The sequence below is a fragment of the Bacillus thermotolerans genome, assembly GCF_000812025.2.
In the GTDB taxonomy this organism is placed as follows: domain Bacteria; phylum Bacillota; class Bacilli; order Bacillales; family Domibacillaceae; genus Quasibacillus; species Quasibacillus thermotolerans.
This window is the reverse complement of the sequence record NZ_JWJE02000070.1, coordinates 1-15043: the sequence shown is the minus strand read 5'-3', so window position 1 is coordinate 15043 and position 15043 is coordinate 1. Positions and strand designations below refer to the sequence as shown.

At 45.3% G+C, this 15043-nt stretch carries 22 protein-coding genes; 18 read left to right on the top strand and 4 right to left on the bottom strand.

Features of this window, described 5'->3' with window-relative positions; translation table 11 throughout:
- The 16 genes from QY97_RS20895 to QY97_RS17520 all read left to right on the top strand — a co-directional run.
- Window positions 1-188 (top strand): hypothetical protein (locus QY97_RS20895; protein WP_232506375.1); only part of this gene is annotated, 188 nt, incomplete at its 5' end.
- Window positions 189-318: 130 nt separating this feature from the next.
- A complete protein-coding gene (gene gvpA / locus QY97_RS17590) occupies window positions 319-579 on the top strand; it encodes a gas vesicle structural protein GvpA (protein WP_039231078.1) in 261 nt (86 codons plus the stop codon).
- Between the two features lie 36 nt (window positions 580-615).
- The gene (locus QY97_RS17585; RefSeq protein ID WP_052729014.1) at window positions 616-1149 is read left to right on the top strand and encodes a hypothetical protein; all 534 of its coding nucleotides are present in this window, start codon (window positions 616-618) and stop codon (window positions 1147-1149) included.
- A 34-nt stretch (window positions 1150-1183) separates the two neighbouring features.
- A complete protein-coding gene (gene gvpQ / locus QY97_RS17580) occupies window positions 1184-1633 on the top strand; it encodes a gas vesicle protein GvpQ (RefSeq protein ID WP_039231076.1) in 450 nt (149 codons plus the stop codon).
- Between the two features lie 27 nt (window positions 1634-1660).
- Window positions 1661-1924 carry a gas vesicle protein GvpJ gene (gvpJ, locus tag QY97_RS17575; RefSeq protein ID WP_039231074.1) on the top strand — a complete coding sequence of 88 codons (264 nt, stop codon included), beginning with the start codon at window positions 1661-1663 and terminating at the stop codon, window positions 1922-1924.
- A 40-nt stretch (window positions 1925-1964) separates the two neighbouring features.
- On the top strand, window positions 1965-2231 hold the full coding sequence (gvpO, locus tag QY97_RS17570; protein ID WP_039231072.1) for a gas vesicle protein GvpO: 267 nt from the start codon (window positions 1965-1967) through the stop codon (window positions 2229-2231).
- A 24-nt stretch (window positions 2232-2255) separates the two neighbouring features.
- Complete coding sequence (gene gvpN / locus QY97_RS17565) at window positions 2256-3179, top strand: gas vesicle protein GvpN (protein WP_039231069.1); 924 nt, start codon at window positions 2256-2258, stop codon at window positions 3177-3179.
- Window positions 3180-3196: 17 nt separating this feature from the next.
- Window positions 3197-3970, top strand: a complete 774-nt coding sequence (locus QY97_RS17560) for a GvpL/GvpF family gas vesicle protein (RefSeq protein ID WP_039231067.1) — start codon at window positions 3197-3199, stop codon at window positions 3968-3970.
- Window positions 3970-4224, top strand: coding sequence for a gas vesicle protein GvpG (locus tag QY97_RS17555; RefSeq protein ID WP_039231065.1), 255 nt, complete (start codon window positions 3970-3972; stop codon window positions 4222-4224). The genes QY97_RS17560 and QY97_RS17555 overlap by 1 nt, the downstream gene beginning before the upstream one ends.
- Window positions 4225-4242: 18 nt before the next feature.
- The gene (locus QY97_RS17550; protein ID WP_039231063.1) at window positions 4243-5049 is read left to right on the top strand and encodes a GvpL/GvpF family gas vesicle protein; all 807 of its coding nucleotides are present in this window, start codon (window positions 4243-4245) and stop codon (window positions 5047-5049) included.
- Between the two features lie 14 nt (window positions 5050-5063).
- Complete coding sequence (locus tag QY97_RS17545) at window positions 5064-5336, top strand: gas vesicle protein (protein WP_039231061.1); 273 nt, start codon at window positions 5064-5066, stop codon at window positions 5334-5336.
- Window positions 5308-5592, top strand: coding sequence for a gas vesicle protein K (locus tag QY97_RS17540; protein ID WP_039231059.1), 285 nt, complete (start codon window positions 5308-5310; stop codon window positions 5590-5592). Before QY97_RS17545 ends, QY97_RS17540 begins: the two co-directional genes overlap by 29 nt.
- Before the next feature lie 25 nt (window positions 5593-5617).
- Window positions 5618-5950, top strand: coding sequence for a gas vesicle protein (gene gvpJ / locus QY97_RS17535; protein WP_039231057.1), 333 nt, complete (start codon window positions 5618-5620; stop codon window positions 5948-5950).
- Window positions 5951-5964: 14 nt separating this feature from the next.
- Complete coding sequence (gene gvpT / locus QY97_RS17530; protein WP_039231055.1) at window positions 5965-7101, top strand: YtxH domain-containing protein; 1137 nt, start codon at window positions 5965-5967, stop codon at window positions 7099-7101.
- 2 nt (window positions 7102-7103) lie between these two features.
- Entirely contained in the window at window positions 7104-7499 is a 396-nt protein-coding gene (gvpU, locus tag QY97_RS17525) for a gas vesicle accessory protein GvpU (RefSeq protein ID WP_039231053.1), read from the top strand.
- Window positions 7500-7700: 201 nt separating this feature from the next.
- Entirely contained in the window at window positions 7701-8153 is a 453-nt protein-coding gene (locus tag QY97_RS17520) for a CBO0543 family protein (protein ID WP_039231051.1), read from the top strand.
- A gap of 130 nt (window positions 8154-8283) precedes the next feature.
- Here QY97_RS17520 and QY97_RS17515 read toward each other — a convergent pair whose 3' ends face one another.
- From QY97_RS17515 to QY97_RS17500, 4 genes are all read right to left on the bottom strand, one after another.
- Entirely contained in the window at window positions 8284-9603 is a 1320-nt protein-coding gene (locus tag QY97_RS17515; RefSeq protein WP_039231049.1) for a GntP family permease, read from the bottom strand.
- A 49-nt stretch (window positions 9604-9652) separates the two neighbouring features.
- Window positions 9653-10936 (bottom strand): histidinol dehydrogenase, encoded by a 1284-nt coding sequence (gene hisD / locus QY97_RS17510; protein WP_039231047.1) that lies wholly within the window; start codon window positions 10934-10936, stop codon window positions 9653-9655.
- Window positions 10937-11136: 200 nt separating this feature from the next.
- Window positions 11137-12123: a LacI family DNA-binding transcriptional regulator gene (locus QY97_RS17505; RefSeq protein WP_039231045.1), complete on the bottom strand. Its 987-nt coding sequence runs from the start codon at window positions 12121-12123 to the stop codon at window positions 11137-11139.
- A gap of 92 nt (window positions 12124-12215) precedes the next feature.
- Window positions 12216-12629 (bottom strand): PH domain-containing protein, encoded by a 414-nt coding sequence (locus tag QY97_RS17500; protein WP_039231042.1) that lies wholly within the window; start codon window positions 12627-12629, stop codon window positions 12216-12218.
- 237 nt (window positions 12630-12866) lie between these two features.
- On the opposite strand from QY97_RS17500, the gene QY97_RS17495 reads away from it, so the two are divergent.
- Together QY97_RS17495 and QY97_RS17490 are read left to right on the top strand one after the other, a co-directional pair.
- Window positions 12867-13238, top strand: coding sequence for an iron chaperone (locus QY97_RS17495; protein ID WP_039231041.1), 372 nt, complete (start codon window positions 12867-12869; stop codon window positions 13236-13238).
- A 276-nt stretch (window positions 13239-13514) separates the two neighbouring features.
- Window positions 13515-14744 carry a CynX/NimT family MFS transporter gene (locus QY97_RS17490; protein ID WP_039231039.1) on the top strand — a complete coding sequence of 410 codons (1230 nt, stop codon included), beginning with the start codon at window positions 13515-13517 and terminating at the stop codon, window positions 14742-14744.
- Window positions 14745-15043 lie beyond the last annotated feature (299 nt).

Sequence of the window (15043 nt, the reverse complement as noted above, 5' to 3'; positions counted from 1 at the left end):
AATATAAATTGAACCGCCGTATACGGAACCGTACGTACGGTGGTGTGAGAGGGGCGAAAATAATCAACTTATTTTCCCTCTACTCGATTTTTAAAAATAAATCTCTTAACTGGATGATGCTGGTTGAAAAAAGGAGAAAAACAGGCCGTTCTCTCTTTAAATGTTTTCTATTTATACAATTAATGTAAGTAGATGTTCAAAATGGAAAAAATTAATACTATATCCATGTTTCAAGAGGGTTTAGGCAGGTATATACAAACTAAAGTCAAAAAAGCTTCGGTATCTCCCTGTGGAGAACGGAGAGGAGACTAAAAGAAGATGAGTATTCAAAAAAGCACTGATAGTTCCAGTCTGGCAGAAGTGATTGACCGGATTCTTGATAAAGGAATCGTCATTGACGCCTTTGTCAGAGTGTCGCTTGTAGGGATCGAAATTCTTACAGTAGAAGCCAGAGTCGTCATTGCGAGTGTGGATACATGGCTCCGGTATGCGGAGGCTGTAGGACTGCTCAGCGATGAAGGCCAAGAGGAACGTTCGGGCCGTACAAAAGGAAATCAACTGTCGCCATTAGGCATGTAAAGAATAAACGAATGAACAGAAGGGTGAGGTTCACACATGAGTGCGAAAGAGATGAAGGAAAAGACGGAAGAAGTCAACGACAAGAATGAACAAAGCAAAAACGAACAAAGCAAAAACGAAATGAACGAGACAGCAGGTGAACAGCAAGAAGGCGCCAAGACGAGCCAGCCCTATTCTATGAACTTAGCGATTATCGGCGGGGTGGTAGGAGCCGGGATCGGCCTGCTGGCGAGTCCAGAGGCAAGCAGGAACGCGATGAAGCATTTACGTGAATCGGAATTTGTGAAGACGGCCAGCCAGGAATTTAGGGAAACGGCCCAGCAGCTTCTGTCCAAGCAGGCGCAAGCGGGCATTAGACAGCTGACGGACAGCTATATCAGCAAGCTGGACGAAGGGCTGCTCACTCCTAAAAAGGTGAATGGGGAAACGGTAGAGCCGCCATACCTAGTGGACGAAAGTCAAGCATCGAAATATGAAGAGATCAAGGAAGAAAATAAAAACTTAAATGAGCGGCTTGAAAGAATTGAACAAATGCTGAGCGATCTAGCGAGTAATAAAGATCAATCATAGCCCGTCTTTTTTCTAGGAATGGAGAGGAGAGTAGATGGATAAAGGCATAAAGAAAGCGGTTGGCAAAGTAGTGGAAAGTGCTGTAGAGCACACACCCGAGCCGATAAAGGAAAAAGTGAAAGAAGCAGCGGTAGATACAGCCAAGGAGAAAATGGTGGAGAGCGTGCAGAATAAAGGAAAAGAGCTTCACGACAAGCTGGATCACGCCACAGATGACGCCGCCCAAAAAGTCCAGGAGAAAGCAAGCAAGGCAAAGGAAAAGACACAGGACGTGCTGCTCTCAGCGAAGGAAAAGCTCGGACAGGCGGTGGAAGCGGGCGGAAAGCTGCAAAGGAACCTCTCCAGAAACCATAAAGACGACGATGACCGGAAAATAAAAAGCGCCCGGGATTTAAAAAGCATCAGCAGCGTAAAAAGTGTGACGGACATCAAGGGCGCCCAGCATATTAAATCTTCAAAGGATATTAAGACGATAGGATCTTAATCAACAGCATGAAAGGAGAAGATAGACATGGCTGTTCAAAAAAGTATAGATAGTTCAAGTTTAGCAGAGGTAATCGACCGCATTTTAGATAAAGGGATTGTCATTGACGCATTCGTAAGAGTCTCAGTCGTTGGGATTGAAATTTTAACGGTGGAAGCTCGAGTCGTCATCGCCAGCGTAGATACGTGGCTGCGATATGCAGAAGCCGTCGGGCTGCTTAGCGACGAAGCAGAGGAACAAGACCGGCTTCCTGCTCACCAGAATGAGGGGAATGCGCGGTTTAGTATTTAATCATCATGAAATGGTACGGACGATTTAGCAGGAGGCAGTTATGGAAATTAAACAAATTCTTGAAAATGTGACAGACTTCTTTAACGACTACGTCGCTCCCGTTCATAAAATCACCTCCGTCGAAGAAAACGGAGATAACGGCTGGAAGCTGACCGTCGAAGTGATCGAAGAAAAAGAATATATGAAGAAGTACGCCAAAGATGAAATGCTCGGTGTATATGATGTGGGATTAAACGAAAACAAGGAAGTGACTTCCTATAGAAGAAGAGGCGTCCGGTATAGAAGTGCGATTGATCAAGAGCTGTAGGATGCGGGAGCAGGAGGAGAAAGCGTGACTGTCTTAAACAAGAAGATCAATAAGAAAAACTCAAGAGCGATCGTGCAGGATGCAGAGACAGAAGCCTTGCTTTCCCGCTCGCTGCAATATTTAAAAGCCGGCTATCCTATTCACTTTACGGGTCCGTCCGGAGCGGGGAAAACGTCTTTAGCTTTAACGCTGGCGAAGAAAAGAAAAAGGCCTGTCATGCTGATACACGGCAACCATGAGCTGAATAATAAAGATTTGATCGGTGATTTTACGGGATACACAAGCAAAAAGGTTGTCGACAATTATGTACGCTCTGTGTACAAAAAGGATGAAAGCGTGTCAGAAATATGGCGGGATGGGCGGCTGCTAGAGGCCGTTAAGAACGGATACACGCTTGTGTACGATGAATTCACCCGCTCCAAGCCGGCGACGAACAACATTTTCCTGTCTATTTTGGAAGAGGGCATTCTTCCGTTATACGGCACGAAGATGACGGACCCTTTTGTTCGTGTCCATCCTGAGTTTGCGGTGATTTTCACGAGCAATCCGGACGAATACGCAGGTGTCTATCAAACACAGGATGCCCTGTTAGACCGGCTGATTACGATATTTGTTGATTATAAGAGCAGCGATCAAGAGGCAGAAATCCTTTCAGAAAAGCTGGACATTGAAAAGAATCAGGCGAAAGCGATCACGACGCTCGTCGCTGACCTGCGCAAGGCGTGCAAGGAGGACAGCGGTCCGAGCCTGAGAGCCTCCTTTATGATTGCCAAAATGGTGAGTGAAGCAGGCATTCCAGTGGACGGAACGGATGATGACTTCCAGCGTTTATGTATCGATATATTAGGTCATCAAGTGAGCCGCTGTATTGAGGACGACCACCCGATTCAAGCGGCAGAGGAATTAATCAAACAAGCATGCCAGCAGATGAAGGTGGCGGAGGAATAAAAAAGGAGAGTTGGACGATGAGTGAGGAACAACAAACAGGTATTTATATTTTTTGTGGAATCCAGACAGACACAGAAGCGGATGAGCAGTTAGGTCACGTCGAAGTCGAGGGAGAGGAAAAAGAACTCTTCACCATCCATTATAAGGATGCAGCGATTGTAGCGGCTGAGGTGCCGATGAAGATTTATCATCCGAACAAGGACAATTTAATGATGCACCAAAGCGTGATTTCTCTCATCATGAAGAAGAATTCAACCGTGATTCCGATCAGCTTCGGAAACGTGTTTCATTCCAAAGAGGACGTCAAAGTGTTACTGGAAAATCTGTATCCACAGTTTGAAAAGCTGTTTCCGGAAATCAAAGGAAAGATTGAGCTCGGCCTGAAAGTGGTGGGCAAGAAGGAATGGCTTGCTTCACGAATCGGCGAAAATGCGAAAGCAGGAGAAATGGCAAAAGCCGTGCAAGGCAAATCCGAAGCGGCCAGCTATTATGAAAGAATTCAATTAGGCGGCGTGGCCCAGCAGCTCGTCACGTCCCTGCAGAAAGAGATCCAAGAGGAATTGTTTACCCCTCTTAAAGAGGAAGCCCATGCCTCAAAGATCAATGATCCGCTGGGAGAGAAAATGCTGTTGAATGCGGCTTTCTTAATCGACCGGGACAAGGAAGAAGAATTCGATCGAAAAGTAAACGAGCTGCATGACAAGTGGGAGGATAAAGTCGAGTTCAGCTACAGCGGCCCTTGGCCAGTCTATAACTTTATCAATATCCGGTTAAAAGTTGAGGATGCCTAATGCTTCATAAATTAGTTTCTGCACCTATCAATCTCGTCATCAAGATCGGAGAAAAGGTGAAAGAGGAAGCTGATAAAGAGCTGTACGACCTTCCAACCATTCAGCAAAAGCTGATTCAGCTGCAAATGATGTATGAGCTCGAGGAAATTCCTGAAGAAGCGTATAAAGCACAGGAAGAAGAGCTGCTGATGAGATACGAAGTAGCGAAACGAATGGAAATGGAACAATGGGAAGAGATGACCAAGAAGAAATAGAAATGGGGGAGTTTGAGGATGGATCATCTAATTTATTTGTACGGGTTAATCCCGACAAAGGAAATAGCGAGCCAACCGCTTCCCTCTTTGAAAGATTTTGAGGGGAGCGGCGAGCTGTATACGATGGAAATAGGCAGCATCACGGCGGTGGTTTGCCGCCTGGATGCGGACAAGTACTCAGAAGACCAGATTAAAGAGCGGATCAATAATGATATGGAATGGCTTCAGGAGAAGGCCTTTCACCATCATGAAACCGTGATGCAGCTGGCGAAGATCTTTACAGTAATTCCATTAAAATTTTGCACGCTATATAAAAGCGAAGAAAGCTTAAAAGATACAGTGCAATCGAATGAATCCAAGATGACCGAAGCGTTTGAAGCAATAGCCGGGAAGGAAGAATGGAATTTGAAAATTTACTGCGATGACAAGCAGCTGAAAGAACAAGTCAGCCAGAACAATCCGGCGATTGAGGAGAAAAGAAAAGAAATCAGCGAATTGCCAAGAGGCAAGCAGTTTTTTGAAAAGAAAAAGCTGGATAAGCTCGTCGACTCTGAATTGGAAAAAGAGAAGAACCGGGTAAGCGAAGACATCCATGCGCACCTGACCGAGTTTGCATTGAAGGGACATGTGAAAAGAACGTGGAGCTCGGAGGTCACAGGAAGAAAAGAAGAAATGACCTGGAACAGCGTCTATCTCATTAAGAAATCCGACGTAGAAAGCTTTCTGGAACAAGTCCAGCAATACGAAGCAAAAATGGAGGAAGCCGGCTGGAAATTTGAGGCGTCCGGTCCATGGCCGGCTTACCATTTTTCTAGCTTCGCATAAGTGAGGATCAAGCTATGTCATCAGTAAGAGAAACGATAGAAAACAAGGAAGTTGGCTTAATTGATATTTTAGATGTCATCCTTGATAAAGGAGTAGCGCTCAAGGCAGATTTAGTGATCTCCATTGCAGGAGTGGACCTTGTTTATTTAGATTTGAGGCTGCTTATTGCTTCGGTCGAATCCCTTGTCCAAGCTCAGCAAGGAAATCATAAAGAAGTATCCTCAGAACAATTCGATAAAGAGAGGGAGGGGCTGATCCATGCAACCGGCCAGCCAAGCAAATGGTAAGATTCACCTGGATCCTGATAATGCAGAGCACGGGTTAGCGCAATTGGTCTTAACCGTGATCGAGCTTTTAAGGCAAATCGTCGAGAGGCATGCCATTCGGCGTGTGGAAGGCGGAACACTCACGGACGAGCAAATCGAAAACTTAGGTGAAGCTTTAATGAATCTGGAAGAGAAAATGGAAGAATTAAAAGAAATCTTTGGCCTGGATGATGACGATTTAAACATTGATCTTGGGCCTTTAGGAAGTCTGCTTTAATACAAGCACCAAGGGGGAACAAACCATGGCAGTCGAGCACTCGGCACAGTCCAGCACGATTGTAGACGTACTGGAGAAAGTATTAGATAAAGGTGTCGTGATCGCAGGAGACATTACGGTTGGCATCGCCGATGTCGAGCTGTTGACCATCAAGATACGCCTGATTGTCGCCTCTGTCGATAAGGCGAAGGAAATCGGCATGGACTGGTGGGAAACAGATCCGTATTTAACGTCTAAAGCGTCAGATAATAATACGAAGGCACTGGAAGAAGAAAATCAAAGGCTGCAGGAACGGCTGGAAGCTTTAGAAAAAAGCATGGAAGCCAACCGGTTGCAAGCACCTGAAACGAATCAATAAAGGAGGTCTTTCTAATGGAAAAAACGAAGACAGAAGAACAGCAATCACAAGAGACGAAAAGTGAATCTACAGGCAGTCCCCTTAGACGCTCCATCGCTGGAGGACTGATCGGGGCAGCCGTCGGCTATTTGGCGGATCCTGAAAACGGAAAGAAGCTTGTAGGCAGCATGCAGCCAGGCAAGCTAAAGGATGCAGGCACCGGCTTAGGCCAGACTGTCAAAGACAAGACGAAGAAAGCAGCAGGCTCTGTGAAGGGGTCGGTCGGCCAGCTGTTCAGCAAGCAGGAGAGTGTGCCAGAGAAAGGGTACTCCAATGAACAGGGCGAGACCGATGAAAACGAAACAAGCCTGAAAACAGATTTGAATAATCATTCCGCAGAAGAGGGCAATGATTCATCTAAGACGGAAGACCAGCTGCTGAACGACCGGTTAGAGCAGATGCTGACGAAGATCATCGATGAACGGCTGGGGCAAAGAAAAGAGACGGCTTCCGATAATGATAAATCGGAACCATCGAACGAATCAGCATCCAGCCAGCAGCAAGCGGAGCAGGATAGCGAGAATAAGAAGGAGGCCCAGCCTTCAGCGGAAAACGAGGACAACGAGGAATCGGCCTCCTATGTAAAGCAAGATTCATTGAACGAGAAAGACAAACAAGAAGACCAAGAGGAAAAGACAAGCAAGAACGAAAAGCAGGAAGAAGCAAAGGAAACCAAAAACAACAGTGACTACGAGTCATTGAAGGAAGAAAACGAACACCTGCAGCAGCGTTTAGGCAAAATAGAGGGTCTGCTGACGAAGCTGCTTCAAGAAGGCAATTCTTCTCAGCAATCATCCAATGCGAAAAAAGATGAAAAAGACTCACAAAATAAGCAAGAAGAAAAGCAAGCAGACAGCAAGGAGAAAACGGAAGAGAACAAGCAAGAGGACGAGGAAAAGAAAGCAGAGGAGAAGAACAAGTCAGAGGAGAACGAGCAAGAGAAGAAGCAGCAAAAAGAGAAGAACGGTGCGGCTGATGAATCGAAAAAAAACAATTCCTCTGAAAAAGAAGCGTCTGTTTCTTCGGAAAAGATCAAGGAGGCCTACAATGTGCTCTCTGATGAGAACGCCGATACCTACCTGCTTGCAAATGGGTCGAAGAAGGAGAGATAAAGATGAGCATCAGTACGGATACCGCGAAAGACGGGCTTCTTGAGCTGTTGGTGCAAGCAGCCAATCAGCATGATTTCTCCCTCGATATCACCTTAAATGTGAATGGAGCGGTCATTACAGGCACCTTGATATCCGCGAAGGAATATTTCACTGAACTGAGTGGCATGTTTGAGGACGGGGATGAGGTAGCCCAAGCGTTAAGCGAGCAGCTTGAACAAGCGGGTCAAGCCGCCGAGTCGGATGACCGTTCGGAAGCGTCCTTCATTCACATGAAAGAAACGAAGGTGTATTGCGGCGACAGCAAGCCAACGCCTTCAAAGGGAGATATTCTTTGGAGAGGGAAGCTAAACGAAGTAGATGGCTTCTTTTTAGGAAAGATTTTTGACAGTAAGCAATAAGACGATAGTCTTTGAATATATGAGCACAGCGTGTGGTGGTGTACACAAAACTCATATAAGGGCGCTGGCACGAGGAGAATACCTCCTCGTGCTGGCGCTCTTTTTGCTGATTATTTCATCAATTGGTAATATTTACTGTTAATTGGTGGGGTATATGTTTATACTAATAACGGAAGAAAAACATATAAGAGAGGGATACGGATGCTTTTTAACATTGTCGTCGGCTTAGTCATCCCATGGATCGTGGTGCTTCTTCATCTTTATAGAAAAGACAAAGCTTTGGTTCTTCTCATTGGCACGTTCTCAAGCGTGATCGGTTTTACTGTAAATGGCCTGGCGATTTATTATGGATTCTGGACGGTCGCTCCTTTTGTGGAGCCGAATACGGTATCCACCTTGCCGTTTGACTTGGGTATTTTTCCTATTATCCCGATTTATCTCATTTATTTTATCAAAAAGCATGGTCGTCCTTATGTATTGATTCCTCTAATGGCCTTAGTTGTAACGTGTTTGGAAATCGTATTCGTCATGAATGGAAGAGTGGTCTATGACAATGGCTGGAACGTGGTCTACACCTATTTGTCCTATTTATTCCCTTATATATTGGTATACGGGTATTATACGTATTTGAAAAAGCTGAGCGTGTTGAATTAGAAAGCTATCATGGCAGCCGGGAGGGAAGAGGGGGACACGGCGGTAACAGAATAAAAAAAGCCGCGTGTAACAAGTACACACGGCTAAATATTTAATTAGAGAAAGCAAGCGCTTTCTTTTCCGTTAAGTTTTAAATTCCTATACCTAGTGAGAACAGGATCACCGCAAGCACCACTGTGACAATCGGCACAACGACCGTCATGGCACCGAATGCAGGGTACGCATCCTTGTGGGTTTCACCCGCAATGGAGCGGATCGTCGTTACGGCATATCCTCCATGAGGCAATGAATCCAGTGTACCAGAGGACATAGAGACGGTTCTATGAAGAGCTTCCGCATTCACGCCCATGTCTAAGTAGTGAGGGCCTAAGATCGGCAAGGCAATGGACTGGCCTCCGGATGAGGAGCCGGTTAATCCAGCGATGACCATGACGGCTAAAGCGCCTCCAATTAACGGATCTCCAGGAATGCTTGTCATAAAGTCAACCGCCGTATGAAAGGCAGGCGTTATTTTGGCAACGCCTCCAAAACCAACGACAGCGGCCGTATTCCCAATCGCAGTCAATGCCCCAATTGTTCCTTCGCCAACTGCATCCCAAAAATCCCGAAAGTACTTTTTGTTTAGCAGCCAGGTTGCCAGGATGCCGCTGGTTAGGGCAAGAATTAAGGCTGATTGAGCTAACGAATCGTGGAAAATGAAGGAGACAATCAGAACAACCAATAAAGGAATCGTGCTGAGAAACGGATGAGGTAAATGTGTTCTTACTTCCGTATTGTCGGTTTCTCTTTCAATAAAATGTTCACCCTTCTGAACGGCTTTTCGAATCATTTTCATCAGCCACCAGTAGCCGAATATCAGCATAAAGACAGCTGTAATTATGCTGACCTCCCAGCCTGCATAAGGGCTTGTTCCTAAATAGGGGATCGGAATCCAGTTTTGGATTTCAGGTGATCCGGCAGAAGTCATTGTAAATGTGGTAGAACCAAAAGCTAACGCTGCAGGGATAAACCGTCTAGGCAAATTCGCTTCCTTAAACAAGCTGACGGCCATCGGATACACCGCAAAAGCGACAACAAATAAACTAACACCGCCATATGTTAAAACGGCACAGGCAAGAACAATAGCAAGCACCGCATTTCTCATGCCGATTTTTGAAACAATCCAATGAGAGACACTTTCAGCCGCGCCGCTGTCTTCCATAACCTTACCAAATATTGCACCTGCTAAGAACATTAAGTACCAGGATGTAATGAATCCGGCAAACCCGTCCATATAACCGGTAATGAAGTCTACTTCTCCTTCAGCGGCAAACTGAGGGAAGATTGGGACTCCATTCAGCACTGCAACAAACAGTGCTGAAAGTGGAGCAACAATCAGTAGATTCATGCCTCTCATGACGAGAACGGTTAACAGAATCAAGCCGCCGATTAACCCTAGCATGCTTATCATATAAGCCACCTACCTTGTTATTGAATAAGAGGAAAGAATCATCGATCCTTTATTTGTTATTTCCATATTTGCGAACACGGAGAAGGGCCTGTTCCGCATGACCTGCAAAATTCTCCAGCTGGCAAAGTCTTGCTGCATATTCACCGATATAAGCGCTTTGCTCCGGTGAAGTAATCTTTTGGTACGTCACAGTTTTCAGGAATTTACCTACCCAAAGTCCGCCAGTATACCGTGCTGCACCTTTTGTAGGAAGGGTATGGTTCGTTCCGATAACTTTATCTCCATAAGCGACGTTTGTTTCAGGGCCTAAGAATAAGCAGCCGTAGTTTGTCATGTTTTCTAAGAAGAAATCAGGGTTCTTTGTCAGGATTTCCACATGCTCGAAAGCTAATCGATCTGCTTCTTTTAACGCTTCCTGTTCGTCTTCAACCAAAATGATTTGGCCGTAATCTTCCCATGACACTCTTGCTACATCCGCTGTAGGCAATACTTCTAGCTGTCTTTCAATCTCTTTAACTGTTTCTTCAGCGATTTCTCTAGAAGTTGTGATTAATGCACCCGGAGAAGTAGGGCCGTGTTCACCTTGACCAAGAAGGTCAGTAGCAATCATTTCTGGTTCGCTTGTTTCATCAGCCACAACCAATGTTTCTGTCGGGCCGGCAAATAAGTCGATACCTACGCGTCCGTATAATTGACGTTTCGTTTCCGCAACAAAGGCGTTACCAGGTCCAACGATCATATCGACAGGGTCAATCGTTTCTGTACCGATTGCCATTCCAGCCATTGCTTGGATTCCGCCAAGGATGTAAATTTCATCAGCGCCAGCTTTGTGCATCGCATAAACAGTAGCAGCTGGAATTTCTCCGTTAATTGGAGGCGTGCACGCGATGACTCTCTTCACGCCTGCCACTTTAGCCGTCAGTACACTCATATGCGCAGAAGCAACCATCGGATAGCGTCCGCCAGGAATGTAGCAGCCTACGCTGTTTACCGGGATGTTTTTGTGTCCAAGAATGACACCAGGCATTGTTTCTACTTCCACGTCTTTCATAGACTTTCTTTGTTCTTCAGCGAATCTTCTAATATTGTCTTGTGCAAATTCGATGTCTTCCACCGTTTGCGGGGGAATAGAAGCGCAGATTTCCTCGATTTGCTCGTCTGTTAAACGGAAGCTTTCAGGGCTCCACTTATCGAATTTCTCTGACAGCTCTCTAATGGCTTTGTCGCCTTCATCTTCAATTTTTTTAATTGTGGAGCTGACGATTTCAGAGATCTTCGCATCATCCTTCTGAATGTCTTCAGCTACTTTGCCTTCTTTTAAATAGATTGCCATATGTAATCTCTCCTTTGTTTGTTGTGTTTGCATACGTATGCAAAATGAATCAATAATTTTTGCATACGAGTAGGGGAGTGATTTCCAGCCCCGTGTTGCATACGTATGCAAAAAATATTCTTAACAATTTCAATTATTCAATTGCTTGATTAAAATACTAAATGAAGCGTTTACATTTGTCAAACAGAAATTTTTTCCGGCTATTTCGTCGTTTCGCGGTGGATAAAATGGCCTTTTAGCTTCACCGTTTGAGGACCGCTGCTGTCTGAATCGAGCGCTAATAGATGAATCGTTTCATCCACCATCTGCTCAATCGGCTGTACCCACGTGGATAGGGCATAGTGAGGCCATGATGACATTTTTATATCGTCAAATCCAATAACGACCGTTTCATCCGGTACCGAAATGCCGGCTTCCTTTAACGCGTCTAAAGCCCCTAAGGCGGTGATATCATTCGCCCCGAAAATCACCTCAGGTGTATGGCCGTTTTTGATCATATTTTTTGTAAGGTGGAAGGACTTATCGTACGTGTAATCTCCTTCTAGGGTGGTGACGTTGAGCCCTTTTGAGGTCAAAAAGTCGGTAAATCCTTTTTGTCTGTCCCGGCTTGTAGAAGTATTCAGTTTCCCTGTGATAAACACAATATCCTTGTAGTTTTTTTCATACACATAAGCCGCAATTTCCTTCGCTGCGCTGATATTGTCACAGCTGACAGAGTGGCACTGCAGGTTTTTATCGTAGCGGTTAAACAAGGTAACTGGGATATTATTATTCTGAAGCTTTTTTACCACATTGGAAGACAGGAGGGCATCCGTGACGATAATGGCTTCTACATTGTATTCCAGAAAGTGATTGATCTCTTCCTGCTGAATTTCCTCATTTTCTGTGTAGACAAACAGCACAGAGTACCCTTTGGCTCTTAGTTTTTTTGTAAATATGCCTAACACTTCATGGTAGAAAGGGTTCTGAATATCCTTCATCGCCAGGCCGACTAAGTTTGTCTTCTTCGTAATGAGGCCTCTTGCTAATGCATTTGGCTGATAATTCAGTTCTTCAGCAACTTTCAATACCTTTTGTCTTGTTTTTTCGGATACACTCGCTCCTGGTGTGAACACTCGTGACACCGTTGACTGTGATACGTTAGCTAATCTTGCTACTTCCATTGCTGATACGACTTTCTTTTCCATGCGTATACTCCCAATCTGAATATATTGTTTGTTTGTAATATAGTTGAAAATGCTCGTTTTTTCAAGAGAGTTAAGGCGTGAGTTCCTTTTGCTCATTGGTTCATCGTTTGAGCAACCTCAATGCGGGGGTTGATTCTCTTTGCCGTAGAGATGAACGCTTGCTGATCCTTTGGCGAAACGAGTGCCATCCCAAAGTCAGAGCCATATATGATTTCAAGTCGGTCAATCGAGAGGGCAGCAGAGGCCAGCGGACTTTTGGTTGGCGTAATCCTCTTGATCTCTTTAATAGGGATTTTCTTTTTTATGGGTCCGTTTTGAATAATTAGCCATTCGTTATGTATTTTGTATCCGGTAGCAAACCAGCCCCAAGTGAACAGGATAGCAAGCGGCATAGTAAAAAAAAGTGCGCCGTATTCTCTTCCTATAAAAATCGGGGTAAGGCAGGCGATGACACAGCCCCAATGAATAGGGTAGACCCATACATCTTTCTTAGATGGAAAATACATCAATATCCTCCTTTCCTTTTCCTGCCTATCTATACGTTTTTAAGGATCTATAAGTTTCACAGATCGATTATAAAATGTGAACGGATGAGGGCAAGGGCATGTCCATGTCTTCTATGTTTCTTTTTATTTGTTCTGTATGTAATTTATTGCGGTTTACTGGAGAAGGTGGTTGAATTTAATAGTGGGGATAAGAATTCAAATTTAAACAGCACTAGCACACTATCAAAGGAGGAAGGCATGGAAGTTTTCGAAAAGTATTTAACAGGTATCGATCATCCCGACCATCGCGAGCGGACAGAGGAGATATTGACTTGGGTAGCGGATAAATTCCCGCATCTAGAACCGCAAATCAAATGGAATACGCCTATGTTTTCAGATCACGGCACATTTATCATCGGCTTTTCCACAGCGAAGCACCATTTGAGCGTTTCACCGGAGGAAGCAGGCATGGCCCGCTTTGCCGACGACATTTCTGAAGCTGGCTACAGCGCGACGAAAGGCTTGTTTCGAATTCCGTGGAAGAAGCCGGTGAATTATGAACTGCTTGAGAAAATGATTGAATTTAATATGCAGGATAAAGCAGGCTATACGGATTTTTGGCGGAAATAATACATCACATCTTCACTAAAAACGCATGGCATTTTTTCGTGTCATGCGTTTTTTGTCGCTGCAAGTGTCCGTCAACATACCGTCATTGGAATTTTTTTCAATATGAAACAATTGAAACCAACTTGAATTTTTTGTATTTTAGAAGGATAACCCATAGTGGTGAAATTGACAAAAAGATTCATGGATGGAATGAAAAAGGTATGGCTGTTTCGAGGGCAGCAGGTATGAAGAATGGGTTATATGGCCTTTCATTAGAAAATAAAAGGGGACCTTCTTATGATCTCACAAGAAAAGCTTACTCAGGCTCGTGTGTCCACCCGATGGGGGAAATGGGTGCTGATCGTTGGAATTATTTTTGCCGCTGCTAACTTAAGGGCTCCTCTGACGTCGATCGGGCCGATTGTTGAAATGATTCGCCAGGATACAGGGATGTCCAGTACGGCAACAGGCATGTTGACCACTTTGCCGCTGCTGGCGTTTGCGTTTTTTTCACCGTTTGCTCCTAAAATCTCCCGCCGCATTGGGCTGGAGTACACTCTATTTGGCGCCCTGCTTTTACTTTCGATCGGGATTGTCCTGCGTTCAGTGCCATCCGTCAGTCTATTATTTGCCGGTACAGCGCTGCTCGGCATCGCGATTGCGATTGGCAACGTGCTTCTGCCAAGCATGATTAAGCAGGAATTCCCCTATAAAGTAGGGCTGATGACCGGTGTTTACGCCGCTTCCATGAATTTGAGTGCCGCCATTGCGTCAGGCGTTAGTATTCCTCTTACGCAGGGACTAGGCCTTGGCTGGCGTTCAGCTCTTTCTGTCTGGGCCATGCTTGCCGTCGTTTCGATCGTGCTTTGGATTCCTCAGCTTCGCTTTCGCCGCCAGCCTTCAAAAAACACGTTGAAGATTGGGGAATCGTTATGGCATTCGAATCTTGCCTGGAAAGTAACCCTGTTTATGGGGCTTCAATCCACCGTCTTTTATACGGTCATTACGTGGCTTCCGTCCATCCTTCATGAGCAGGGGATCAGCCAGTCAGAAGCGGGGTGGCTCTTGTCCTTAACACAATTCGCCGGCCTTTTGCCTACGTTTATCGTTCCTATTTTAGCGGGGCGCAGCTCCAATCAGCGCTGGCTTGTGGCGCTTACGGCGAGCTTTTTAATTGTTGGGTACCTGGGCCTTTTAGGCGGCTTGACTTCACTAGCGCCGCTGCTTGTCATATTGATAGGCATTGCTACAGGGTCAGCTTTTAGTTTAGCGACGATGTTTTTTGTCCTTCGCACGCATAACGCAGAACAAGCGGCCGAGCTTTCGGGCATGGCCCAATCGGTAGGGTACCTGTTAGCCGCTGTAGGCCCGATTCTTTTTGGGTTTATTCATGACGCTACCGGCAGCTGGACCATCCCGCTTCTCATCCTGCTGGTGGGGGCTGTTCTTCTCTTTATGATTGGCATGGAGGCAGGAAGTAATAAGCATGTGACAGCTTCACAGCAGGAGAAGAAATCCACCGTTTAAAAAAGATGAAAAGAAATAAACGTTGACATGCGCAAAGAATATAACATATACTTAACTTATCAAATTGGATAGTACGTTCTCCTAAAGGGGAGTAGCTTTAACAACAGGGTCGTCACTTCGGAGGAAACTCTCGGCTTTGTTGGCAACGATGACGTTGTTAGCCAGACCTTTGCCTATTTGGCAAAGGTCTCAGACTGTAGACAAACTCGATGGAAATCGAGCGTCTACAGTCTTTTTATTTTGCCCGTAAACGGGGTTGTTGATTTCCATTCCAGACGCTTCGCTTTCCGCGGGGCGGG